This is a genomic window from Hafnia alvei (assembly GCF_034424155.1).
Classification (GTDB): Bacteria; Pseudomonadota; Gammaproteobacteria; order Enterobacterales; family Enterobacteriaceae; genus Hafnia; species Hafnia alvei.
This window is the reverse complement of the sequence record NZ_CP139992.1, coordinates 1,208,597-1,232,894: the sequence shown is the minus strand read 5'-3', so window position 1 is coordinate 1,232,894 and position 24,298 is coordinate 1,208,597. Positions and strand designations below refer to the sequence as shown.

Below are 24,298 nucleotides of genomic sequence, written 5' to 3'. Positions count from 1 at the left end.
ATAGTGGGTGCCGCACTACTGATAAATCACATAAATGATTAACATCAAAAAATAAAAACAAAACTTATCCAGCGATACGAAAAACAGAGTTGCAGCCCGCTATTTTTTAGGAAAAAGAGATTAACATCCAGATAAAAAACAAGAACACCCAGCTAATTGTGTAAGTTTAATTATCAAAGCCACTTTATCTTTACGTTCATCTTGACGTTTGAATTCAAACAATCCCCATATAAATACTTCACATCTTAAACATATAATTTATTTATCATTAATTACCCAGACTTTCATGACTAATATGGTTCTGAATAGACACGTTGGCTAGTTTAATCACAAGTATTAATAGACAGCCAAATAATAAAATCAGAATGACAAACTGAATGTGTAGCGAATAGAATGATGCCCATCCTACAAAATCCTATCCTTCCCTGTAAATCACCGTCTTGGATGTTTGGTATCACTATGGCACGTAAAACTAAAGAGGATGCATTTATTACTCGCCAAAGAATAATAAATGTAGCAATCAGTGAATTTTCAACGCGTGGCTTTTCATCCACAACATTAGGTGATATCGCCTGCTCTGCGGGGGTGACTCGAGGTGCAATTTACTGGCACTTTAAAAACAAAGAAGAGTTATTCAATGAGATATGGCAGCAATCTGCGCATTACTCATTACACGTATCAGAAAAAATACATAGTGAAAACAAAGACAATCCTTTAAAGGCCTTACAAGAAACACTCACCTATCTTTTACGCGCAGTGGTGAGCGATCCCCAACAGAAATCATTAATGGAAATAATGTTCCATAAATGTGAATTCACTAAAGAAATGACACCCAGACATGAAATACGTCGCATGGTCTATTTTGAGGAGGCGCGTTTAACCAACACGCTAAAACGTTGTGTTACATTAAACCAATTGCCATCAACATTAAACATTCCTCAATCAATAATTATCATTCGCGCATATATGAGCGGACTGATAGAGAATTGGCTATTGTCTTCAGAAAACTACGATCTGGACAGCAACGCATCAGGGTTAGTAAATAATTTAATCACCCTTCTGAAACTGCAATAAAATAAAAAGGCCGCAGAAAATGCGACCTAATTAAAACGTGAATGTTAAATATAAAATATATTAGCTACCACGATATGTTGAGTAGCCATATTGACTCAGCAGCAAAGGCACATGTAAATGTTGGTTAGTTTTAATGACGTGAAACACAACAGGGATTTCTGGGAAGAATGTTTCTTGTTTAAGTTTTGAGAAATACTCACCCGTTTTGAACGTCACTTTATAATCCCCCAACGCCATATTTTTCCCCTGTGGGTACAATGCAGGAATACGCCCATCATTGTCAGTAACTCCACTTGATAAACTCACCCAGCGATCGCCCTCTTTATGTTCTAGCGTGACGGCAACACCAGCAGAAGGCAGCCCAGTCTGCTGATTTAATATATGCACGCTAAGCGGATTTTTAGCCTGTTCCGCAAACACAGTGGTAGACAAAGAGATAAGCGAGGTCAGAAGCGCGATTTTCAACAATTTCATCCGTTAATCCTTTTTGTTTTGTCTTGAACATTGAATCTAGCACGCGAAAAACGCGATCTGCCTTTATCACAAAAAGTTTAACAATGGACTGATAACAGCATGAAACCGCAGTTCTGCTGTGTGTAGCGCTATTTGCGATACTGCTCGTCCGTCACTTTCTCCATCCATTCCACCACGCTGCCATTCAATGACTCGGCAATCGCAATGTGTGTCATGGCGGTTTCTGATGTAGCGCCATGCCAGTGTTTAACGCCAGCAGGGATCCAAACCATATCGCCTGGGTTAATTTCCTGAATCTCTTTACCTAATTCCTGTACCCATCCGCGACCTTGGGTAACGATCAGCGTTTGCCCTAATGGATGTGTATGCCATGCGGTGCACGCACCGGGTTCAAAGGTCACTGTAGCGCCGCCTACGCGCGCAGGATCTTCAGCCTGAAATAGGCCATCGATACGCACACGACCGGTAAAATAATCATCTGAACCAACCAGTGAAGCCTGCGAACCGTTATGGATAATTTTCATATTTTCCTCTTCTTTGATCTTATACAGCCAAGCCAATCAAGCGCTGAAGCCGTTAGTACTCTATATGGCCTAAACGTTACCCCGATTCAAACAACGGAACTAGGTAGCTAAATGCGCAAGGAGCTATGAGTAAAATTCATAAATAGGCATATACTTGCGCTATCTTGAGCCAAAAGGCCTGCAAAATGCTGAAAGAAAACTTTAACGATCTGATCTCATTTCTCGTCGTCGCCAGAGAACGCAGCTTTACCAAAGCCGCAGCGAAATTAGGCGTATCGCAGTCGGCGCTCAGCCATTCCATTCGCGGGCTTGAAGAGCGTCTTGATATTCGTTTACTGACCCGCACTACGCGCAGCGTAGCGCCAACGGAAGCTGGTGAGAAACTCGCCAACAGTCTTGAACCACGGTTTCGTGAGATTGAAAGCGAGCTAGATGCCCTCCGTGATATGCGCGACACTCCAGCGGGAAATATTCGCATTACCGCCGGAGAGCACGCCGTAGATTCTGTTCTGTGGCCATTTTTGAAATCGTTTCTCACCAACTATCCCGATATCAACGTTGAAATCGTGGCGGATAATTCCCTGACCGATATCGTTAATGGGCGCTTTGATGCTGGTGTTCGCCTTGGCGAGCAAGTGGCTAAAGACATGGTTGCCGTGCGGATTGGCCCCGATATGCGAATGGTGGTGGTGGGATCGCCTCAGTATCTCCAGCAACACAACAGCCCTTCGACACCACAGGAACTGCAAAACCATCGCTGTATCAACATGCGCTTACCCACGCGAGGTGGACTGTATGCATGGGAGTTTGAGAAAGATGGGCAAGAGCTGAGGGTTCGTGTCGATGGGCAACTGACGTTTAACAGCCTACGCCAGCGTATTGATGCGGCCGTGGTTGGCTTTGGCTTAGCCTATGTGCCTGAGGATTCAGTGCAAAACGAGCTCGCCGATGGGCGGTTAGTTCAAGTACTTGACGCATGGTGCAACACATTCCCCGGTTACTATCTTTATTATCCAAGCCGCAAACAGCACACTACGGCATTTTCCTTATTCGTCGACGCCCTGCGCTACCAGTCTTAACATTTAACATTTGGCCAGCGGCAAAGTCCGCTGGCGATTCTCCGCAGTTTCCCTTCAGCCTCTCTTTGGTCGTACCAATCCAACTAAAAACGTGAGCATTGGCGGCAGAAAAATAAAAAAAGTAAACGCTATCGTTGCAAGAAATTAACAAAAGATTAACCATTGAACACTATAACAGTGACCCGCCCAATTTGGTCAGACCAATGGAGCGGAACAATAAAGTGTCTGTTCTCTGGAGATACCTGCATGCAAGTTTGGCAACAAGTTTACGACCCCATCGGGAATATCTGGCTATCCAGCCTCATCGCGTCGTTACCGATTTTGTTCTTCTTCTTTGCGTTGATAAAACTCAAACTCAAAGGCTATATTGCCGCCACGATTACGGTCGGCATTGCACTTTTGGTGGCACTGTTTTTCTACCAAATGCCCGCAGACCGCGCCTTTGCTTCCGTTATTTATGGCTTTTTTTATGGTCTGTGGCCTATCGCTTGGATCATCATCGCCGCCGTATTTGTATACAAAATATCGGTAAAAACCGGGCAGTTTGACATCATCCGTTCTTCCATTCTTTCCATCACGCCGGATCAACGTCTGCAAATGCTGATTGTTGGTTTCTGCTTCGGTGCATTTTTGGAAGGTGCCGCAGGCTTTGGTGCTCCCGTAGCGATCACCGCCGCGCTGCTGGTGGGTTTAGGCTTTAATCCGCTTTATGCTGCTGGCCTTTGCCTTATTGTAAACACTGCGCCGGTTGCCTTCGGTGCAATGGGCATCCCCATTATTGTGGCTGGACAAGTTACTGGCCTAGACAGCTTTGAGATTGGCCAGATGGTCGGACGCCAACTGCCTTTCTTGACCATCATCGTACTGTTTTGGATTATGGCTATCATGGATGGCTGGCGCGGTATCAAAGAGACTTGGCCTGCGGTGGTGGTTGCCGGTGGTTCGTTTGCCGTCGCCCAGTACCTGAGCTCTAATTTTATCGGGCCAGAGCTGCCAGATATCATTTCATCGTTAGTGTCACTCGTTTGCCTCACGATGTTTCTGCGCGTATGGCAGCCAAAGCGTATCTTCCGATTTAACGATGTGGGTGCATCCGTCACCGATCAAACACTCGCGCGCCAAAACTACACGGCCAAACAGGTTGTACGTGCGTGGATGCCCTTCATTTTCCTGACCGCCACGGTCACTATTTGGAGCATTCCGCCGTTCAAGGCATTGTTTGCCAAAGGTGGCGCATTACAGGATTGGGTGTTTAACTTCTCCGTTCCTCTGCTGGATAAACTGGTAGCAAAAATGCCGCCGGTGGTAGCAGAAAGCATGCCTTATGCCGCGGTGTATAAACTTGATTGGCTCTCGGCAACCGGCACGGCCATTATGGTGGCGGCGGTTATCTCGGTTATCTATCTGCGCATGAAACCACAGGCCGCAGTAGCGACATTCTTCTCAACGATGAAAGAGCTGGCGCTGCCGATTTACTCCATCGGGATGGTTTTGGCTTTTGCTTTCATCTCTAACTATTCAGGTTTATCTGCCACGCTGGCGCTGGCTTTGGCACACACCGGCGATGCCTTCACCTTCTTCTCACCGTTCCTTGGCTGGCTAGGCGTATTCCTTACCGGTTCGGATACCTCATCAAACGCGCTGTTCGCGGCCCTTCAGGCGACAACCGCGCAGCAAATCGGTGTTTCCGATGTTCTGCTCGTTGCAGCAAACACCACCGGCGGCGTAACGGGGAAAATGATTTCACCGCAGTCTATCGCCATCGCCTGCGCCGCCGTTGGGCTGGTTGGTAAAGAATCGGATCTGTTCCGCTTCACGGTGAAACATAGCCTGATATTCACCTGCATGGTGGGCGTAATTACCACGCTACAGGCATATCTGCTGACTTGGATGATTCCATGACATCATTGCCACAACCTCGCCTTGCCGACCATTTAGTCGAGCGCGTTAAGGCGATTATTAACGAACGTAATCTGGAGGCGGGCATGCGTTTGCCCGCCGAAAGGCAGCTTGCCGCCGAACTTGGCGTATCTCGCTCATCGCTGCGCGAAGCCATTCAGAAGCTGATCAGTGAAAATATTCTGATCAGCCGCCGCGGCGGCGGCACCTACGTGCGCTTTGAACTACAGCCTTGGTCGGAACAACGTATCGTCGAACCTCTGCGCACGCTGGTTGCCGAGGATCCCAACTATCGTTACGACATCCTCGAAGCCCGACACGCGATTGAAGCCAGCACCGCATGGCATGCCGCAATGCGGGCCACCGACGCCGACAAAGAAAAACTCCAATACTGTTTTGATGCCACGCTGAAACTGAAAGAAAGCGACAATCCCGATCTCGCGGCACAGGCCGATGTACGTTTCCATCTGGCCATCGCCGAAGCCTCACACAACGTGGTGTTACTGCAAACCATGCGCGGCTTTTTCGATTTAATGCAGTCGTCGGTGATGCATAGCCGACAGCGCATGTACACCGTACCCACCATTTTCTCTCGACTCACTGAGCAACATAACGAGTTGCTTGAGGCCATTCTGGCCGGCGATCCCGAGCGTGCCAGCAAAGCGGCAAAATCACACCTCGGTTTCGTTCACTCCACCATTAAAAATCTGCATGAAGACGAAGCGCGGCAGGCCCGTATCACTCGCCTGCCCGACGAAGAAACAAATGTAACAAGGGAAGGAAATCCATGATTATTTCAGCTGCAACCGACTACCGCGCCGCGGCGCAACGCAAACTGCCTCCGTTTTTGTTTCACTACATTGACGGCGGCGCTTACGCCGAACACACCCTACGACGCAACGTAGAAGATCTGTCGCAGGTAGCGTTACGGCAGCGCGTACTGAAAAATATGTCGGCGCTGAGCCTTGAGACTCAACTGTTCAATGAAAAACTCGCCATGCCTGTTGCGCTTGGTCCCGTTGGATTATGCGGGATGTACGCACGTCGCGGTGAGGTTCAAGCCGCTCGCGCCGCTGATAATAAAGGCATTCCGTTTACGCTTTCCACGGTTTCCGTTTGCCCTATCGAAGAAGTCACACCGGCGATTAATCGCCCCATGTGGTTTCAGCTGTATGTGCTGAAAGATCGCGGATTTATGCGTAATGCTTTAGAGCGCGCCAAAGCCGCAGGCTGTTCAACGCTGGTGTTTACCGTCGATATGCCGACGCCGGGCGCGCGTTATCGTGACGCCCATTCAGGAATGAGTGGCCCCAATGCCGCCATGCGTCGCTATCTGCAATCGATGACGCATCCAGCCTGGGCGTGGGACGTTGGCCTTAATGGCCGACCACACGATTTAGGCAATATTTCAGCCTATCTGGGCAAGCCGACGGGACTTGAAGACTACATCGGCTGGCTGGCGACGAACTTCGATCCATCGATCTCTTGGAGCGATTTAGAGTGGATCCGCGATTTTTGGGACGGCCCAATGGTGATTAAAGGCATTTTGGATGCCGACGATGCGCGCGATGCGGTTCGTTTTGGCGCAGATGGCATCGTGGTGTCGAATCATGGCGGTCGCCAATTAGACGGCGTATTGTCGTCTGCCCGTGCCCTGCCCGCGATTGCTGATGCGGTTAAAGGCGAGATTAAAATTCTTGCCGATAGCGGTATTCGCAGCGGTTTAGACGTAGTGAGAATGATCGCACTCGGTGCCGATTCCGTATTATTAGGCCGCGCCTATTTGTATGCACTAGCCACCGCCGGACAGGCGGGTGTAGAAAATCTGCTGAGCTTAATCGAAAAAGAGATGCGCGTTGCGATGACGCTCACAGGAGCAAAATCGATCGCTGAAATTAGCCGCGACTCTTTGGTGCAGGAAGGATTGAGCTAATTGATTCGTCAATCTCCCCCCGGTTACGGGGGGAGGAATATCGTCAACGACTGACTTATTCTGTTTTATTGGTATCAATTTCCACGATTTCAGGCTGAATACGAGGATATTTCCATAGCCAACGACCGCTGACCATCCGCCAATAGAAGCATACGCCGCGCACCGCCCAGTCAAAGAACATCCCCAGCCAAACGCCAACGACCCCCATGCCAAGCACAACGCCTAACGTATAGCCTGCCACGACGCGGCAACCCCACATCCCGAGCATCGAAATCCACATGGCAAAGCGAACATCACGTGCGCCCTTAAGCCCTGCCGGAAGCACCCACGATGCAGCCCAGATCGGCATAAATGCGGCATTGAGCCACAGCAGTATTTTAACCACGTCGATAACGTCTGACTCTTGCGTATAGAAAGACGCAAACAAGCCGGCAAAAGGTGCGGTTCCCCAAGCAATAATGGTTAAGACAATAGTTGATAACCAGAACACATAACGCAGCTGACGTTCAGCTTGGCCTATTTGCCCTTTGCCCAAACGGCGTCCAACGATAATCGTTGAAGCGGAGCCCAGCGCATTTCCAGGTAGGTTGATTAATGCCGCCACAGAAAAGGCGATAAAATTACCCGCGATAACGTTGGTGCCCATACCCGCCACAAACATCTGGGTGAGCAGTTTACCGCCGGTAAACAATACCGATTCGATACTGGCTGGAATACCAATGCCCAAAACCTCCCACAGAATATTCAGCTTCAGCGGTTTAAAATAACTTTTCAGCGAAATACGCAGCGCAGGGTTAAAGCCCTTTAACAGCACGTAAATAATGCAGGCCGCGCCGATATAACGAGAGAGCGTGAGTCCAAGCCCTGCACCGATAAAACCAAGCCCACCCCAGCCAAAGATGCCGTAAATCAGTACGCTACTGATCATGATGTTCAGGATATTCATCCCACCGTTAACCAGCAGGGGAATTTTTGTATTACCGGCACCACGCAGCGCCCCGCTACCGATGAGCGCAATAGCCGCTGCGGGATAACTCCACACCGTGGTTTGCAGATAAGACAGCGCTAACGTTTTGACTTCTGGCGTCGCATCACCGGCGATAACATCAATAATGTGTTCACCCGCCAAATGAATACCCGCAGCCAGCAGCAAAGCAACAACCGTCATCAATACCAGTGATTGCCTTGCGGCGGCGCGAGCTCGACGGCGATCGCGTGTTCCCAAACTAAAGGCGACCACCACGGTCGTCCCTAGGTCAACGGCGGCAATGAAAGAAATAATCACCATATTAAAGCTATCGGCAAGCCCAACGCCTGCCATCGCTTCTTTGCCAATCCAGCTAACGAGAAAAGTACTGAGGACGCCCATCAGTAACACACAGGCATTTTCTACCAAGATAGGAACAGCAAGCGGCGTTATTTCTCGCCAGAATAGAACCCGATAACTTTTTCTTTTCGCATACCAACGCGTATTGGCTACGCGCTGACGCAGTACTGCATGTAAGTTCAAGATTAGCCTACAAAATTGGAGTGAAACCACGTTTCAAATAATGATTTATAGATACTTATTCTGCAAAGTATTTTTTGTATCCTACTGTTGTCGCTAAAACGGGACAAAGGTGATTTATGACATAACAAAAAGGAATGGCAAAAAACTTACTTAAACTAAGGTATTGTAAAAAGAGAGAATTAGCGTGAGGGGGATAATAATTTCGCTGGCAGGGTTATAACGTAGAAAACAATAATTACTTATTGGTATACGTTTTTATTATTAATAAAAAACAATCTTTGAGCCACGCTAACATTCGACAACACAACATCGCATGACTCAGAAAAGCTAGGGCAAGCTCAAAGCCTGCCCCTCGTCGACGGGGTTATACAAACGCCGCCAACGGATCTGCCGCAGCAAAAGCAACATCGCGCTCTGCTTTTGGTGGGTAGATCAGCTCATTAGTGATTGAGATTTTGATCTTTTTTGCTTCATCGCGAATCGACTCAACTTTTTGTTCCCACCCCTGCGTGAACACCGCGCCCCACGCGCCTAAATCGAGGCAGGTCACATAGTTTTCCTGGCGGTAAGCAACGCCAGAAACACCAATAAGATCGGCGGCAACGTTATTACCAGCAAATTTCCCCAGTTGAATCGCATGCTGACAGGTCATCAGCGCTTTATGCCCTAAATTATCGGTTGCGGCATGGGCAACATCTCCAGTGGCATAAACGCCCGGCAATCCACGAACCTGCAAGTTTTCATCAACCAGCAAGCGACCTTGACTATCACGTTCAGCCTTCAACTGCTGTGTGAGTGCGCTGGCCTCTACGCCAACGGTCCACACCACGGTAGAAGTATCAATGCGTGTTCCATCCTTCAGCGTCACGCCATTGGCATCAATGACTTCAACTTCCGCATTCAGCTTCCACTCAATACCTAACTCTTCAGAAGCTTGAGCGATAACATCGCGTAATTCAGCGCTGAACCGACTGCCGATTTCGGCACCACGTTCAACTACGATGACTTTAGTCTTTGTATCCTCGCCGAATAACGCTTTAAGACGTGAAGGAAGCTCCGTTGCCAATTCAATACCGGTAAATCCGCCGCCGCATACGACAACGGTATTACGCGCTTCACTCGGCTCTTGATTCGATAAATTTTGCAGATGATTTTCAAACTTCTGGGCTGATTCTAACTGATCAATATCGAAGGCATATTTCTGCGCACCTTCAACCAACGACTTCTTCACACGACTACCACTGGCTAGCACTAACCGGTCATACGATACCGAAGCGGCATTTCCTGCACCGTCACGGTATGAAACTATTTTACTTTTATAATCAATCTGTTCTGCACTTCCCTGCAGGAAGTTAACGCCAATCTCACCAAACAGTGGCAGCAAAGGAGAAACTAACGTGGCTACTTTATCTTCATAAAAACGCGGACGAACGCGCAGTTCTGGCTGCGGCGCTAAGACGGTTATTTCGATATCACGACGATTATTCAGGTGCGCTAAACGCGCAGCGCTGATAGCGGCCCACATGCCAGAAAAACCAGCGCCAACGATAAGAATACGGTTATTCATGCTTTGCTACCTTTTGATTATTTGATCATCCACTTCAATAACTACTACTATACATGTCGCCGTTAACTCCGACAACATGTTTCGGAGTTAACGTTGGCGCCTAGTCAGCGACTTTATCTAATTATCTGATTTTAAAGTTATTAAAATTTCAAATAAGGCTATATCTCACACATGCCTTTGCAGAGCGTGCGGTTCCATGTATTCTTACTAAGAATTTACTAAGCGGAGTTTGATATGGCATTCTATAGTTCAGGCGTGGAATATGGCCTTCATAGCCTGTTATGCATGGTCGATAGCAAAGGCGACGATCGTGAAATGAATGTGCGTGAGATGGCTGAACTACAAGGTGTTCCCTTCGATTACCTTGCCAAAATTTTTACCCGTCTTTCACGTGCTGGGCTAGTGGTCAGCACTGAAGGTAAAGGCGGCGGATTCCGCTTAGCAAGAGCACCTGAGCTCATTACCGCGCTTGACGTTGCACAGGCCATTGATGGCACCAAGACGGTGTTTGAGTGCAAAGAAATTCGTCAACGCCTCGCTGTTTTTGAGGAAACACCTCCGGCTTGGGCATGTGAAGGTCCATGCAGCATTCGTGCGGTCATGGATGGCGCCCAGCAACGCATGGAAGAAGAGTTGGCTCGTCACACGATTTTAGATTTGGCTCGACGTACATTCCGTAAAGCGCCAGACACTTTCGCTATCGAAATTCAGGACTGGATTTCAGAGCGTCGTAGTTCGAGATAAAGTCTCAGCAAATTATCGCCGGATACTTCTGAAGAAAATAAAAGACGCCCAAGAGCGTCTCAATAGATTTATTGCGAATAAGAGTTATATTCAGAAAAGAATAATCTCATGCCATGCTGTTATTTCTAACATCATTTAGGCTATGGCGTTGCTGGCCTTGATTATCAAAATTATCCGAGCTTAACCAAGAGACAAGTGCATTTCGAACTTCTGGCCATTCTTCATCGATAATCGAAAACCATGCGGTGTCACGGGTTCTTCCTTTATAGACCGTGGCATTACGGAATAGGCCTTCAAATTTGAATCCTAATCGCAACGCAGCTTTACGCGACCCTTCATTCAGGGAATCGCATTTCCATTCATAGCGACGGTAATGGAGATTATCCATAACATATGACATCAACAGAAACTGTGCTTCCGTCGCCATACGAGTACGCATTAATGCTCTGGAATAAACCACCCATCCCATTTCAATCACGCCATTTTTCGCATCAATGCGCATAAGCGCAACGGTACCAATCGCCTTACCCGTCGCTAAATCAACAACCGCATAGTGCAGTGGATCCACCGAAGCTAAGATTGCGTTGAAGTGAAGATCAAACGCCTGTCGATCCTTAAATGGGCCAGCAGGAAGATACGTCCAATCCTTTTCTGAGCCGGACAATTGATAAGCTTCGAACAGATCGTCAGCATGAACAGCGGATACCCTTTCTAACCGGCAATACTGCCCGTTAAGCACGGATTGGGTTGGCACCTCACATCCATTCCAATGAGGTAAGCTATGTCCTACTGGTTGGTTGAACTGATTATATTCATTATTCATAACTAATGCTTTCTCTGTGTAGAGTACCGTAATGCCATTGTATCTTATTATCAGAAAAATAATAACCACGACCTCATATAATGAAAATAAAATTATATGTATATACACCCACATCCAATTAAGATATATCCTATAATGCAAATACAATATTTAACAAAATAAAAACAGCTAACACCTCACTACATAAACACCATTTACATTAATAAGACTTTTTCTGTGTAGATTATTCTTACAGTGAAAATAATGATTGAATAACCATTCAATTACTGTGTATTACGTATGAAAGTTTATCTCGTTGCAGATTTTTATTTAAAAAAAGATCTCAATACATATCTTGATAATATTGTTATCTGTCACTTATACTCTATTAAACTATAAATGTTCTGGTGAGATTATGATCTACCGAATCAGTCACTCTATTATCTATACCCCAGATGACGGTAGCATAAAGCTCATCAGCGACGATCCGAGCTATTTTTCAACCGGTGAGATCACGCTAGCACCAACGGCTAACCGCCTACTTAGCCTACTTATCGCACATCATGGCAGCATCCTGCAACGCGATGAGCTACTTGAACAGGTTTGGGACGCTCATGGTTTAAAAGCGTCTAACAATAGCCTAAACCAGTATGTCAGCATGCTTCGCCGCAACTTTGCCGATCTTGGCATCGAAGAAGTGGTGATCGTGACGATTCCCACGGTTGGCTTTATGTTCAGCAAGGATATCGATGTCACCATTGAGAGCTCTTTGCCCATTGAACCTTCAACAGCAGAAATAGCAGCGCCTGAGATTATTACGGATACAGGCGAAGCACTATCCACAGCAGCACCACAGTCTAAGGCTGTAGTAAAAAATAAGTGGCAGAAGTTCATCATAATTGCCTTGGTTTTCTTAACTATCGCCAACGGAATCTATTATTTTCTCTCAGTCACTCCGCCCCCTTCTTTCGAAAGCCGCTATCTGGTCGGGAAAATAGATTCATGTCCAGTTTACAGCTTTTACCATACCGATAGAACGAATAGAGATAAGCTTCTCGCCCTAGCGAATGATAGCTTAAAAAACTCAGATCTCAGCTGTCGCTTAGGCAGCGATATTTATCTTAAAGTTGGGGATTCTGCACTTCAGGGTAAAAAAGCAATGATCTTCGTTACTATCTGTGAACAGATAAATGATGACAAGTATTCCAGCTGCCATAGCAACTATACTAATTAAGTGATGAATACGATGAAAAAAATATTCGGTGTTGTTTTGGCAATTAATCTTATTTTTGCATTGTGGGTTTATTTTGCACCGCATACCGCATCACATAAGGAAAAACTCGATATATTTTGTGAATCTACCCTTAAACTTAGCACCAACCGAGATAATGAAAATGTACCCTTTCATTTTTCAGGCACCGTTTTAGTTCGCTTTAAACCAGATTCAACTGGATATATCGGATTATCTGGCGATGCTGAATACAATGGAACTACCTATTATGTTGCTAGAGAAGTTGGATTCCAATACCAACCTAAAGACACTAACAATATACTTTCAATAAAATTAAACGCACAACATATAGCAGCACGTGACAACACCCCAACGCAGCTTATCGAAAACAACATCACTGGGAAACCGAACGCTGATTTAGTGTATATTGTGCGCCGCGCTAACAGTAACACTTATAGCATTGGCAATATGTACAGCCCTATTATTATGTGCGTTGATAAATCTTAACGGTCTTACCTTCTTCAAAATAGCAAAAAAAAGGTGAGATTCATCGATTAATCAGTATAAAAATCTATAAAATATATTATTTTAGATATTTACACCAAAAACATCCATTTTCTATTTATAAATATAAAAGAAGCGTACGACGCAATATCATAAATTCATCGGTTTAATGATGTATTAGATGATACGTATTTATTCAGTCCTGTGACAAAGATAAAAATTATCACAAGCAGATAGTTTTTTACGCTACACTTATTTCGTATTGAATATACGTACTAAATACAACATTGTGCGAGTGTTATAATATTTTCTTTATCAAGATAAGGATACACAATGAAAATTTTAAAAGCCCAGCCAGAAGATGTTAAAAAAATCCTTCCTTTATATCTTGGATACCGCAAATTTTATGAGGTCAGCGAATCTAAAGAAGCTGCTGAAGAATTTCTGACAAACCGTATTACGCTCGGTGAATCAGTCATCTACTATTTAGAAGATAATGGAAAAGCCGTAGGCTTTACTCAGCTTTATCCGCTGTTCTGCTCACTAGAAATGAAACGAATCTGGTTACTTTATGATTTGTATGTAGCGCCAGAGGCAAGAAAACACGGTGTTGCTAAACAACTCATTGAACGTGCTGATCAGTTAGCAAAAGAAACAAACTCTGCTTTCATTATGCTTAGTACTGCCACTGATAATACAAAAGCACAGGCACTCTACGAAAGTAACGGGTATGTCCGCGACGAAGCATTCTACGTTTATAATAAATTAGTTTAATAAAAATAATCTGGGGCTTCTGCGTATTAATAATGAATGGAGCCCCAACGCCTCCTTTTAATATCAACATCTACCACGCTAATCATAAAACACATTAATTAATCTTGATTTAAAATTCTATTTTATTTTATAGATTAATTGTTATTTTTAAATTTTAAAAACTATTTTCTATACTGTAAATAACATTTCCACCACTGGTGATAAAATTGACATAAAAGAATTAAAATATAATAAAACACATATATTTCAATAGATTAAATTATGGCACAGCCATTGCTATATCCATTAGGACATTACCTAACCTAATGAGGCAACGAAGTATGGAACTGCGCGACAAAGGCTATAACACTAAAATCATCCATGCAGGACAGCATCCCGATGCAACAACCGGTGCGCTAGCCACCCCTATTTTTCAGACTTCTACATTCGTATTCGAAAACGCTAAACAAGGTGCCGCTAGGTTTGCCCTTGAGGAGCCCGGATATATCTACACACGCCTTGGAAACCCAACGCAAACGGCTCTTGAGGAAAAAATTGCCATGTTAGAGGGAGGCGAAGCTGCGCTTGCCACCGCATCAGGGATGGCCGCTATTTCATCAACGCTGCTAACACTATGCGGACAAGGCGATCATATCGTTGCTTCTGAGGCAATATATGGTTGTACCCATGCGTTGTTATCGCACAGCATGCCTAAATTCGGGATAGAAGTTACTTTTGTCGATGCTGCCAATATAGAGAACATCAAAGCAGCAATAAAACCGAATACCAAAGTGATTTATATTGAAACTCCTGCCAATCCTACCTTATCCATTATCGATATCGAGCAAAGCGCCAAACTCGCTCATGCCAACGATGCATTATTAGTCGTCGATAACACGTTTATGTCACCCTATTGTCAGAACCCACTTAAATTTGGCGCCGATATCGTAGTTCACAGCGTGACTAAATATATTAATGGGCACGGCGATGTAATTGGTGGCGTGATCGTAGGTGACCAAGAATTCATCAATCAGGCGCGCTTTGTCGGCGTTAAAGATATAACAGGTGGCTGCATCAGTCCTTTCAACGCGTGGCTCACGCTACGTGGATTAAAAACATTGGCCGTGCGCATGGAGCGCCATTGTCAGAATGCCATGCAGGTGGCAAAATTTTTATCCTCGCATTCTGCCGTCACAAAGGTTTATTATCCCGGCCTGCCAGAACACCCAAACTATGAATTGGGCAAAAAACAGATGTCGAATTTTGGCGCTGTGATTAGCTTTGAAATCAAAGGGGGCGTTGAAGCGGGGCAAACAGTGATGGACTCCGTTGAGCTATGCCTGCTTGCAGTCAGCCTTGGCGATACTGAAACCTTGATTCAGCATCCTGCCTCTATGACGCATTCACCTATGTTACCAGAGGAAAGAATGAAAGCCGGTATTACCGATGGCCTAATAAGAATATCTGTAGGACTTGAAGATCCTGAAGATATCATCGCTGACCTCGAACAAGCCTTTAATAAGGCGATTTATTAACCTTTACTCATTTGTCCTCTAGCAGCCACTGCCCCACACGATAGGGAAATCTATCATCATGCCGTGGCTGCACATGGGGAAACAGCCGAGTGCGCACATATAAAACAGATAGGCACCCGCTGCAATTTTGACTCTCTCGATTATTCAGACAGGAGTAACTCATGTCGACCATTGCTTCCCTAAGTGAAACAAAGCGGCAATACAAAAGCGTTCCTCTCACGGCCTATGACATTGGCTGGATATTACTGTGCATCGGCATGGCTATTGGGGCTGGAACCGTATTAGTTCCAGTACAAATCGGTTTGAAAGGTATTTGGGTATTTATTGTCGCATTTTTAATCGCCTACCCTGCTACTTACATGCTACAGAATCTTTATATGAAAACGCTCTCAGAGAGCGATATCTGTGAAGACTACTCCAACATTATCACCCAGTACCTTGGCAAAAACTGGGGCATAGCTCTGGGGATCATCTATTTCATCATGCTGGTCCACGGCATGTTTATCTATTCTATTTCAGTTATTTACGATAGTGCTTCATATTTAAAAACGTTTGGGGTAACGGATCAGATTCTGTCTAACTCTGCTGTATATAAACTCATCGTTTTTATGGTACTAGTGTTTATTGCTTCTCGCGGTGAACGCTTGTTATTTAAAATATCAGGGCCGATGGTTGTCATAAAAGTGGGCATTATTATCCTACTCGGCTTAGTGATGATCCCTCACTGGGATTTGAATAATATTACCGCATTTCCTGAAATGGGTGTTTTTTGTCGAGACGTTTTGTTAACGGCCCCTTTTGCTTTCTTCTCTGCTGTGTTTGTACAAATCTTAAATCCGATGAACATTGCCTATAGAAAAAGAGAGGAGGATAAGCAGCTTGCCACTTATAAAGCCATCCGCGTACATCGCATTTCCTATATTATCCTCATTAGTATAATAATATTCTTTTCATTCTCTTTTACCTTCTCAATGAGCCACGAGCAGGCCGTAGAAGCCTTTAACTTGAATATTTCTGCTCTCGCCATGGCAGCAAAGGTTATCCCCGGAACGCTTGTCCACGTGATGACAACGCTGCTAAATATCTTCGCAGTATTAACAGCGTTCTTGGGTATCTATTTAGGTTTTCAAGAAGCCGTTAAAGGTATTTTAGTTAATATCATCCAACGGTTCATTCCAGAAGATAGAATCAACCATAAAGCGCTTGGGCTAGGCGTTTATATTTTTATTGTTCTGCTACTGTTTGCTTGGGTTTCTCTTGGTTTCTCCGTGGTGATCTTCTTCCATATCGGCAGCCCACTCTACGGCATCGTATCATGTTTAATCCCGTGTTATCTTGTCTATAAAGTTAAAAAACTACATAAATTCAAAGGAGTGCAAACATGGTGTGTGTTAGCGTTTGGCATACTGCTGGTCATATCACCTTTCCTTAAATTTTTCGAATAGCGGTTAGTCCATTCCAAAAATATCTCAGTATTGTGATGTCCGGCGGGTACCAAATCACTCGCCGGACAATCTGCAATTGCTCAACTAACAAACATTGTTACCATAGTCGCCATACATTTGACTCTGGTGGTTATCATGCTTACCGTTGGGTGGAATATAAAAACTATCGATCGCACAGCTATGATTGCTGATGTGATTAGTGAATTCAGAAACATGGATGTTTATATTGATTCAATGCACGTATCATCTTGTGAAATTTTCATTCGCTTTAGCATTCCCTCGGAAAAAAAACTTCAATACTTACTAGGTAATTTACTGATAAATAATGACATTTTAAGCATATATCCTGCTAATGGCGAACCGGCTACATCACCCTCTTCGCACTTTGCCCACATTGTTATTTCAAACTACGGCGTTATTAATGACTTTAACTCTAGCGCAGAAAAAGTGTTCAGCTTATTACGCCATGAAATGATTGGCAGAAATATATCTGCACTGATTGATTGGGAAGAAGTTAAAGATTTTCGCTGTGGGAAAGTCAGCACTAAAGAAATAGAAAACAAGATCACCGGGGAGATAATTAGCTGCACTATCCGCCCTGTATTACACAATAACAAAATTACGGGTGCCAATATTATTCTTGGTACGGCCAAGAATACATCTCTAATACATACGCCCAAGAGTAAAAAGCTATCCTCTGATTTCGATGAACTCATCTACGCAAGCCCTATCATGGCTGACTGCTTAGCCGCAGCACGCAAAATAGCGCAAAGTAAATACACCGTCCTGATTCGGGGCGAAACAGGTACAGGCAAAGAGCTCATTGCACGATCTATTCACGACTCCAGCGAACGGCGGAACAATGCTTTTGAAGCGATAAACTGCGCAGCAATTCCTGAATCTTTAGTTGAAAGCGAACTGTTCGGCTACGAATACGGTGCTTTTAGCGGTGCACTTAAAGGCGGCAAGATGGGCTTGTTTGAAAGTGCCAATCACGGCACTGTTTTTCTTGATGAATTTGGTGAGCTTTCTCTTTCCCTTCAAAGCAAGCTGCTGCGAGTGCTGCAAGACGGAATGATTAAGCGCGTGGGAGGACTCAAGACACAGCATGTGAATGTGAGAGTGATCGTAGCCACCAACCAAAATCTAGAACACCTGATTGAACAGAAGCTGTTTCGCGAAGATCTCTATTATCGTGTCAATATTCTGCCTATCGTCATCCCGCCACTTAGAGATCGCAAAGAAGATATTCTTCCACTCGTCAGTTATTTTTTCCAAAAATACAGCCAAGAACTGGATAAAAAACTAACGCTGTTGCCCAGCGCTCTCGCCACGCTAACTGCGTACTCATGGCCAGGCAACGTACGTGAATTAAAGAATATCCTACTTAGAACCATGCTATTAGCAGAGAAACAAGAAATCGCGGGTACTGATATCCCACTGCCTGAAAATAAGCATCTAGAAGAACATATACACAATGGCAGCATTAAGGCGATGATAGAAAAACAAGAGCGCGACATTATTAGGAAATATCTTGTTTCGCTGGGTTCTGCCAGGAAGGTCGCAAGCCAAGTGGGGCTATCACACACCACGGTGCTCAATAAAATTAAGCAATATCATTTAGAGCATTTGCTGTCTCGCAACAAAAAATAGCTTCTTCGGAATTCATATGTTTTTTATTATAGTTATGTTTTATATGGATAAAATTCCTTCCCCCCTCAACTTAGGCTCCCAACATTTGCAGAATGAATTACTCTTATAACAATGGGGATATGAGTAATTTATTCACAACCAGAACTAAGCTCCCCAGCTACCACAGCATCCATTTAAATATTATTATATCGCGAAGATGTTTATTATCACCATTTTATCTCGGCAGTCTGGTTTGCATTAAAATAATAATTGGTTAGCACCTCAAAGATTGGAAAGTTGACACTAGCAACTTTAAACCTTGATGATTCACCATAGAATATTCGTAAAGTTTATCTTTCCACGTCATTATCCTATATCTCTTCTCCTCCGTATCCGAAATAAAAAAATAACGTTAGAATAGAAAATATTACGGATATACACAGAAAGGATGCCCTAGTGATACTACTCTCAGCCTATAACGCCCCTTTTCTCTTTGCACTCGCGTTCATCATTTCACTTGGTGTATTAGAAATTCTATCGTTGTTAATAGGCGCTAGCGCATTTAGTCATATAGATTCCTCCATAGGAACTCATCTTGATCTCGCCACTGGGGATAACCTGTTAGTGCAGGCGCTGAGCTGGTTGCACATTGGCAAACTTCCGCTATTGGTTACGCTCGTTTTACTGCTGGGTAGCTTTGCTATTATTGGCATCAGCGGGCAATATTTAATGATTAGCCTGCTTCAAACACCGCTATCAGCAGGGTTAATGGCTCTGATTTCATTTGTACTATCGTTGCCTACTTTACATTTCATAGGGCGATGGCTCGCCCCATATCTCCCAAAAGATGAATCCTTTGCTGTGTCAGAAGATAGTTTTATTGGTTCAATGGCTCTCGTGACTCAATCAGCAGGCCAGCCAGGGATGTCAGCCGAATGCAAAATTATCGATGCCTACGGACAACCCCATTATTTTTTGATCGAACCAGAAAACTCAGACGTTATTTTTACCCGAGGAGAACGCGTACTCATTATTGCCAAAATATCGGCAGCGCGATTTTTAGCAAGTAAAAACCCTTGGCCTAATTTGCTGTAAACCTATATTACTTAATGATATCAAAAGGAAATATTATGTTTGAAATGGATAACATCCCTTATTGGGGATTTGTTTCATTTGGTGTATTAATCGTATTGTTGGTTATCGGGATTATTTTTTCTCGGCTCTATGAGCGCGCTTCAGCAGAGCAATCTTTTGTTAGAACCGGTTTAGGGGGGCTGAAAGTTGTCATGAGCGGAGGAGCGATCGTACTCCCTATATTTCATGAGCTTATTCACATCAATATGAATACCCTCAAGCTGGAAGTCAGTCGCTCTATGAAAGACAGCCTGATCACCAAAGATCGTATGCGAGTCGATGTGGTCGTCGCATTCTTTGTACGTGTAAAACCAACCATTGAAGGCATCGCAACCGCGGCACAGACGTTAGGACAAAGAACGCTGTCACCGGAAGATCTGCGCATCCTTATTGAAGACAAATTTGTAGATGCGCTGCGTGCAACGGCATCACAAATGACCATGCATGACCTCCAAGACACCCGTGAACACTTCGTTCAAGGTGTGCAAAATACGGTCGCTGAAGATTTAACTAAGAACGGCCTTGAGCTGGAAAGCGTGTCATTAACCAACTTTAACCAAACCTCAAAGGAGTTCTTCGATCCTAACAATGCGTTTGATGCTGAGGGACTAACCAAGCTCACTCAGGAAACCGAACGCCGCCGCCGCGAACGTAATGAAGTTGAACAAGATATAGAAGTTGCCGTACGTGAAAAGAACCGCGATGCCATGTCACGTAAGCTAGAAATTGAGCAGCAAGAATCATTCATGACCTTTGACCAAGAGCAGCAGGTTAAAACCCGTAGCGCTGAGCAAAGCGCTAATATTGCCGTATTCGAGGCTGAACGTCGTCGAGAAGCGGAGCAGAGCCGTATTAGTACCGAACGCCAGATTCAGGAAGCAGAAATCGCACGAGAACAGGCTGTACGCACTCGCAAAGTTGAAGCTGAACGTGAAATTAGAATAAAAGAAATTGAACAACAACAAGTTACCGAAATTGCTGCACAGGACAAAGATATTGCTATTGCCAGTAAATCAGAACAGCAATCTCAAGCTCAGGCAAGAGCAAACGATGCATTAGCCGAGGCAGTACGAGCCGAAGAGCATGTGGTGACAACTAGAGAAACGGCCGAGGCAGATCGTGCCAAGCAGGTTGCGCTAATCGTTGCTAAACAATCAGCAGAAACTGAAGCCGTACAGCTAACGCTAAAAGCTCAAGCCGAGAAGGAAGCGGCAGAGCTGCAAGCATCCGCCATCATTAAACTTGCTGAAGCAACATTGAAAAAAGGACTTGCTGAAGCTGAAGCTCAGAGGGCGTTAAATGATGCGGTTAATATACTGTCTGATAATCAGACCAGCTTAAAATTCAAACTGGCGCTATTACAGTCCTTGCCTAGCATCATTGAAAAATCCGTTGAGCCAATGAAATCTATCGACGGAATCAAAATAATCCAGGTTGACGGTTTAAACCGTAATGGTCCAGCTACAGCCGGTAGTTCGTCAGAACCAAACAGCAATGGCGGCAGCGGCAATCTCGCGGAACAAGCCATGACGGCCGCGTTATCCTACCGTACACATGCGCCGATTGTAGACTCCTTGCTCAAAGAAGTCGGCCTTTCGGGTGGTTCATTAGCTGCGCTCACCGCGGCATTACCCAACACGCTTGGTCATGCAGATCTGACGGCGACTGAACATCCAGTACAAGAAAATATATCGGTTGTTGGCAACGAAAACGCTCCGCTACCTGCTTAAGCTATTTTCTGCACACCGAGGCCGTGCCACGTGCTTATCAGTAGCATATTGAGAAAAGAGTCTGATGCGGCCTAAACTGAATTCGAGTAACCCATTGGCCTTACGCAGGTTTGAAAAAACTTGCTAGGGCTTTTAGGTGAACGTTAGAGCAAACCACTCATTTGGGACACCCACCGCCACACCATGCAGAATGGATAAATGAAAGGACTAAAAACGACGATAGGAATTTTGTAACTTAGCTTACAGTTTGACTAGTGATTGAGAATTAAATGCGAGGATTACTTATAACTTATTGATTTTAATGGTACCCCTACAGGATTCGATATTAACCACTAATAAACTGTATTTTATGTAGCTTTTTTCATTCGATAATTCACAACACCCCCAATAATACCCCCATATACTTTTTCTCCCCTACATATCTTATAAATTGCGACCAGTAGATTGGTTACATAGCCGGACAAAACATAGCCAAATTTTTCTACTTTTCACAATCTCAAAATTCTCTCTATATAAGCAGAAAGTGGTCGGTTAGGTTGGTTAAGTCGGTTATTTAATCTAATACACTGATAATTATAGATAAATTTTCCGCAATTTACCCGACTTGGGGGTCGGTTAATAACCGACGAAGGTAGGTTAAGTTTAAGTTTGATGTGGTGACTGGATCAAAGATATGGCCTCTGGAGTAGCTGGATGGACTACTGTTGAGTTCCCAGACCAGAAGATAGTGATGAGGCGGGATAAAGCTGAGGAGCTGATGAAGGCGCTCAAGAGAGCGATTGATTATGTTGATGCAGGGATCGAGCATCCGAACTCGTGTTTCTTTTATGACGACTGATTGCTGATCGGTTGTCCAGCGCTGGAAGAATTAACATATCTGAACTACATAATGCTTAAGTTATCCTAATAACTCAAAGTAGTTATATGGCGATTAAATGGAATTATATATGTTCAAAGTATTAGCAGTGTTAATTATCGGTCTGACTCTATCACTTCAAGCTGACGCGAGCCGTGGGCGTAAGCCTTGCTCTGGCTCTAAAGGTGGCATATCTCATTGTACAACTGACGGGCAGTTCGTTTGTAACGATGGGACGATTAGTAAATCGAAAAAGATTTGCCGCTGATTGAGGCCAACCTTAGACTGGTTTATCCCGGAGGCCTGAGGATACGTTCTAGGGGGGGGTAACTAAGTTTGAACTCGCTAGGCATTGTAATCAGCGATGAATCAGCATTTTCTGCCAAACTGGCTTGTATTCTGCAAGTTAATATATATATTAACTCTTAGGTGGTGATAAATTGAAAGGCTCTATACAGGGTGAGTGTCATCGCATAGTGCATTGCAAGGGAGCATTGAAGTCCCTCAGTGAGTCCCTAAAAAGTGTAACTCCTGCAAAGAAGCAGAAAAGTATGCTGATATCTCTCACTCTGCAGCTTGAACGACTAGTTTCTGGAAAGAGAACACCTGATTTAAGTGCTCGCAAGGAAGGGGTGTTGCCATCACTGAATGGTAAGCCAGCAAAAAATTTCTGGGCTATAAAAAAGATCCCAATTAGAGGTTATTACTGGGAATCTGACAGACATGATATGACATTCTTCATGAGTCATTATATATACAAAGACTTTGATCGACTTGATGATGCAGACGTTCAAAAGGTAAGAAATAACTGGGAAAGAATCGAGCGGGGCTGTGATGATTGCTAACAATATGTTTAATGATGAAGATTTTGTTTTTCCTGAGGTTGGAGAGCGAGAGATGGCGTGTGAACGCCTGATTTTCAACACAACCGAGGATCTTCTTTTGGCAATGCAGGATGCGAACATTTCACAGTCAGAACTTGCTAAAAAGATGGGGAAATCTAAAGCCCATGTGTGCCAGTTGCTTGACGGCTCTAGAAATATGACTCTCAAAACTCTTTCTGATATGGCATATGCATTAGGAGCAATTGCGAAAGTTGTCATACTAAGAGAGGGGGTTGATGTTTCACATGTTGTTGCCCCTGAATTAAAACAGCTTGCATGGAACATGAGTGATGTCAGAACAAATCCTGTACAGACCATCAAGATTACTATTAAAGCCAGTAATGCGGAATACCAAACAAAATGTTACTAAGTGAATTACAACTTATTGAAGCATCAGTAATTAACAGCTCAATTATGCGCATAGGAGATTCTTATGGCGGAGATGTTACTTTTGAATATGGTAACCTAAATTTTGAAGCTGGAGGTCATCTGCTTTCCAATCCGGAATTATCGGTGATTGTTGTTAACGCTAGCCCCTACGGATATAGCTATGATTCTGAGAGTTCTGCCAAAGTGTTTTCGTTGAAAATGGATATCAAAATGGTTTACACATATCCAAAAGATGAAAAAATAGATGCAGATTTTCTTATTGATAACACTTGGTATTTCTCATCATTCATGAAAACTTACTTCAAATTCTTTGCCGATACACTGCTTGTACAATCTGGGATTAAAGGAATCTCCCTCCCCATGAATTGACCTATCCCCGCCAGCGAGCGGGGTTTTTATTACCCAGTTCATAACTCAAAGAATCATCCGCATTGCTATCTTAGATTTAATCCGTACAATCCGCGCCTGACAATATCCATCTGAATCACTTAAACGCATTAGCGATCCACTGGTATTGTCACTGCGCCGGTCTGTTATATACACTCTGATTTTTCTAATACTTCGGATTTCCTTCGAACTTACTCAACATAAGCTCGCT

23 protein-coding genes are annotated in these 24,298 nt (G+C 44.3%); 18 read left to right on the top strand and 5 right to left on the bottom strand.

All coding sequences use genetic code 11. The features are described from left to right. Nucleotides 1-459 precede the first annotated feature (459 nt). The gene (locus U0008_RS05740; RefSeq protein ID WP_043491708.1) at nt 460-1,074 is read left to right on the top strand and encodes a TetR family transcriptional regulator; all 615 of its coding nucleotides are present in this window, start codon (nt 460-462) and stop codon (nt 1,072-1,074) included. Between the two features lie 60 nt (nt 1,075-1,134). Here U0008_RS05740 and uraH read toward each other — a convergent pair whose 3' ends face one another. Together uraH and U0008_RS05730 are read right to left on the bottom strand one after the other, a co-directional pair. After that, nucleotides 1,135-1,548: a hydroxyisourate hydrolase gene (uraH, locus tag U0008_RS05735; RefSeq protein ID WP_025800598.1), complete on the bottom strand. Its 414-nt coding sequence runs from the start codon at nt 1,546-1,548 to the stop codon at nt 1,135-1,137. A gap of 128 nt (nt 1,549-1,676) precedes the next feature. Then, nucleotides 1,677-2,072, bottom strand: a complete 396-nt coding sequence (locus U0008_RS05730; protein ID WP_043491706.1) for a (R)-mandelonitrile lyase — start codon at nt 2,070-2,072, stop codon at nt 1,677-1,679. Nucleotides 2,073-2,257: 185 nt separating this feature from the next. Here U0008_RS05730 and U0008_RS05725 point away from each other — a divergent pair, with 185 nt between their 5' ends. The 4 genes from U0008_RS05725 to lldD all read left to right on the top strand — a co-directional run bounded on the left by U0008_RS05725 (nt 2,258) and on the right by lldD (nt 6,983). Continuing rightward, the gene (locus tag U0008_RS05725; RefSeq protein ID WP_025800596.1) at nt 2,258-3,151 is read left to right on the top strand and encodes a LysR family transcriptional regulator; all 894 of its coding nucleotides are present in this window, start codon (nt 2,258-2,260) and stop codon (nt 3,149-3,151) included. Nucleotides 3,152-3,397: 246 nt separating this feature from the next. Next, a complete protein-coding gene (lldP, locus tag U0008_RS05720) occupies nt 3,398-5,053 on the top strand; it encodes an L-lactate permease (RefSeq protein WP_043491703.1) in 1,656 nt (551 codons plus the stop codon). Continuing rightward, on the top strand, nt 5,050-5,841 hold the full coding sequence (gene lldR / locus U0008_RS05715; protein ID WP_043491700.1) for a transcriptional regulator LldR: 792 nt from the start codon (nt 5,050-5,052) through the stop codon (nt 5,839-5,841). Before lldP ends, lldR begins: the two co-directional genes overlap by 4 nt. After that, the gene (gene lldD / locus U0008_RS05710; RefSeq protein WP_043491696.1) at nt 5,838-6,983 is read left to right on the top strand and encodes an FMN-dependent L-lactate dehydrogenase LldD; all 1,146 of its coding nucleotides are present in this window, start codon (nt 5,838-5,840) and stop codon (nt 6,981-6,983) included. The genes lldR and lldD overlap by 4 nt, the downstream gene beginning before the upstream one ends. Nucleotides 6,984-7,038: 55 nt before the next feature. Here lldD and U0008_RS05705 read toward each other — a convergent pair whose 3' ends face one another. Continuing rightward, the gene (locus U0008_RS05705) at nt 7,039-8,493 is read right to left on the bottom strand and encodes an EmmdR/YeeO family multidrug/toxin efflux MATE transporter (protein WP_043491694.1); all 1,455 of its coding nucleotides are present in this window, start codon (nt 8,491-8,493) and stop codon (nt 7,039-7,041) included. Between the two features lie 364 nt (nt 8,494-8,857). Further along, on the bottom strand, nt 8,858-10,060 hold the full coding sequence (locus tag U0008_RS05700) for an NAD(P)/FAD-dependent oxidoreductase (RefSeq protein ID WP_043491692.1): 1,203 nt from the start codon (nt 10,058-10,060) through the stop codon (nt 8,858-8,860). A 234-nt stretch (nt 10,061-10,294) separates the two neighbouring features. On the opposite strand from U0008_RS05700, the gene U0008_RS05695 reads away from it, so the two are divergent. Further along, nucleotides 10,295-10,804 (top strand): RrF2 family transcriptional regulator, encoded by a 510-nt coding sequence (locus tag U0008_RS05695; RefSeq protein ID WP_043491689.1) that lies wholly within the window; start codon nt 10,295-10,297, stop codon nt 10,802-10,804. 106 nt (nt 10,805-10,910) lie between these two features. On the opposite strand, the gene U0008_RS05690 is transcribed toward U0008_RS05695, so the two are convergent. Beyond that, nucleotides 10,911-11,627: a GNAT family N-acetyltransferase gene (locus U0008_RS05690; protein WP_043491687.1), complete on the bottom strand. Its 717-nt coding sequence runs from the start codon at nt 11,625-11,627 to the stop codon at nt 10,911-10,913. A 394-nt stretch (nt 11,628-12,021) separates the two neighbouring features. On the opposite strand from U0008_RS05690, the gene U0008_RS05685 reads away from it, so the two are divergent. The 12 genes from U0008_RS05685 (at nt 12,022) to U0008_RS05630 (ending at nt 24,069) form a co-directional block, all read left to right on the top strand. Continuing rightward, a complete protein-coding gene (locus U0008_RS05685; protein WP_051874092.1) occupies nt 12,022-12,840 on the top strand; it encodes a winged helix-turn-helix domain-containing protein in 819 nt (272 codons plus the stop codon). A gap of 12 nt (nt 12,841-12,852) precedes the next feature. Further along, a complete protein-coding gene (locus U0008_RS05680) occupies nt 12,853-13,344 on the top strand; it encodes a FidL-like protein (RefSeq protein ID WP_025800587.1) in 492 nt (163 codons plus the stop codon). Nucleotides 13,345-13,674: 330 nt separating this feature from the next. Next, nucleotides 13,675-14,115 carry a GNAT family N-acetyltransferase gene (locus U0008_RS05675; RefSeq protein WP_043491685.1) on the top strand — a complete coding sequence of 147 codons (441 nt, stop codon included), beginning with the start codon at nt 13,675-13,677 and terminating at the stop codon, nt 14,113-14,115. A 320-nt stretch (nt 14,116-14,435) separates the two neighbouring features. Continuing rightward, nucleotides 14,436-15,629 (top strand): methionine gamma-lyase, encoded by a 1,194-nt coding sequence (megL, locus tag U0008_RS05670; RefSeq protein WP_025800585.1) that lies wholly within the window; start codon nt 14,436-14,438, stop codon nt 15,627-15,629. A 161-nt stretch (nt 15,630-15,790) separates the two neighbouring features. Continuing rightward, nucleotides 15,791-17,074, top strand: a complete 1,284-nt coding sequence (locus tag U0008_RS05665) for an amino acid permease (protein WP_025800584.1) — start codon at nt 15,791-15,793, stop codon at nt 17,072-17,074. 135 nt (nt 17,075-17,209) lie between these two features. After that, entirely contained in the window at nt 17,210-18,727 is a 1,518-nt protein-coding gene (locus U0008_RS05660; RefSeq protein ID WP_226930114.1) for a sigma-54 interaction domain-containing protein, read from the top strand. 435 nt (nt 18,728-19,162) lie between these two features. Next, complete coding sequence (locus U0008_RS05655) at nt 19,163-19,801, top strand: OB-fold-containig protein (protein WP_043491680.1); 639 nt, start codon at nt 19,163-19,165, stop codon at nt 19,799-19,801. Nucleotides 19,802-19,836: 35 nt separating this feature from the next. Beyond that, entirely contained in the window at nt 19,837-21,570 is a 1,734-nt protein-coding gene (locus U0008_RS05650; protein ID WP_096386618.1) for a flotillin family protein, read from the top strand. Between the two features lie 947 nt (nt 21,571-22,517). Beyond that, nucleotides 22,518-22,694 carry a YdcA family protein gene (locus tag U0008_RS05645; protein ID WP_226930209.1) on the top strand — a complete coding sequence of 59 codons (177 nt, stop codon included), beginning with the start codon at nt 22,518-22,520 and terminating at the stop codon, nt 22,692-22,694. A 283-nt stretch (nt 22,695-22,977) separates the two neighbouring features. Beyond that, on the top strand, nt 22,978-23,271 hold the full coding sequence (locus tag U0008_RS05640) for a hypothetical protein (protein WP_035504242.1): 294 nt from the start codon (nt 22,978-22,980) through the stop codon (nt 23,269-23,271). Beyond that, a complete protein-coding gene (locus U0008_RS05635) occupies nt 23,261-23,680 on the top strand; it encodes a helix-turn-helix domain-containing protein (protein ID WP_043495717.1) in 420 nt (139 codons plus the stop codon). The genes U0008_RS05640 and U0008_RS05635 overlap by 11 nt, the downstream gene beginning before the upstream one ends. Continuing rightward, nucleotides 23,671-24,069, top strand: coding sequence for a hypothetical protein (locus U0008_RS05630; RefSeq protein WP_004096324.1), 399 nt, complete (start codon nt 23,671-23,673; stop codon nt 24,067-24,069). Before U0008_RS05635 ends, U0008_RS05630 begins: the two co-directional genes overlap by 10 nt. Nucleotides 24,070-24,298: the final 229 nt, after the last annotated feature.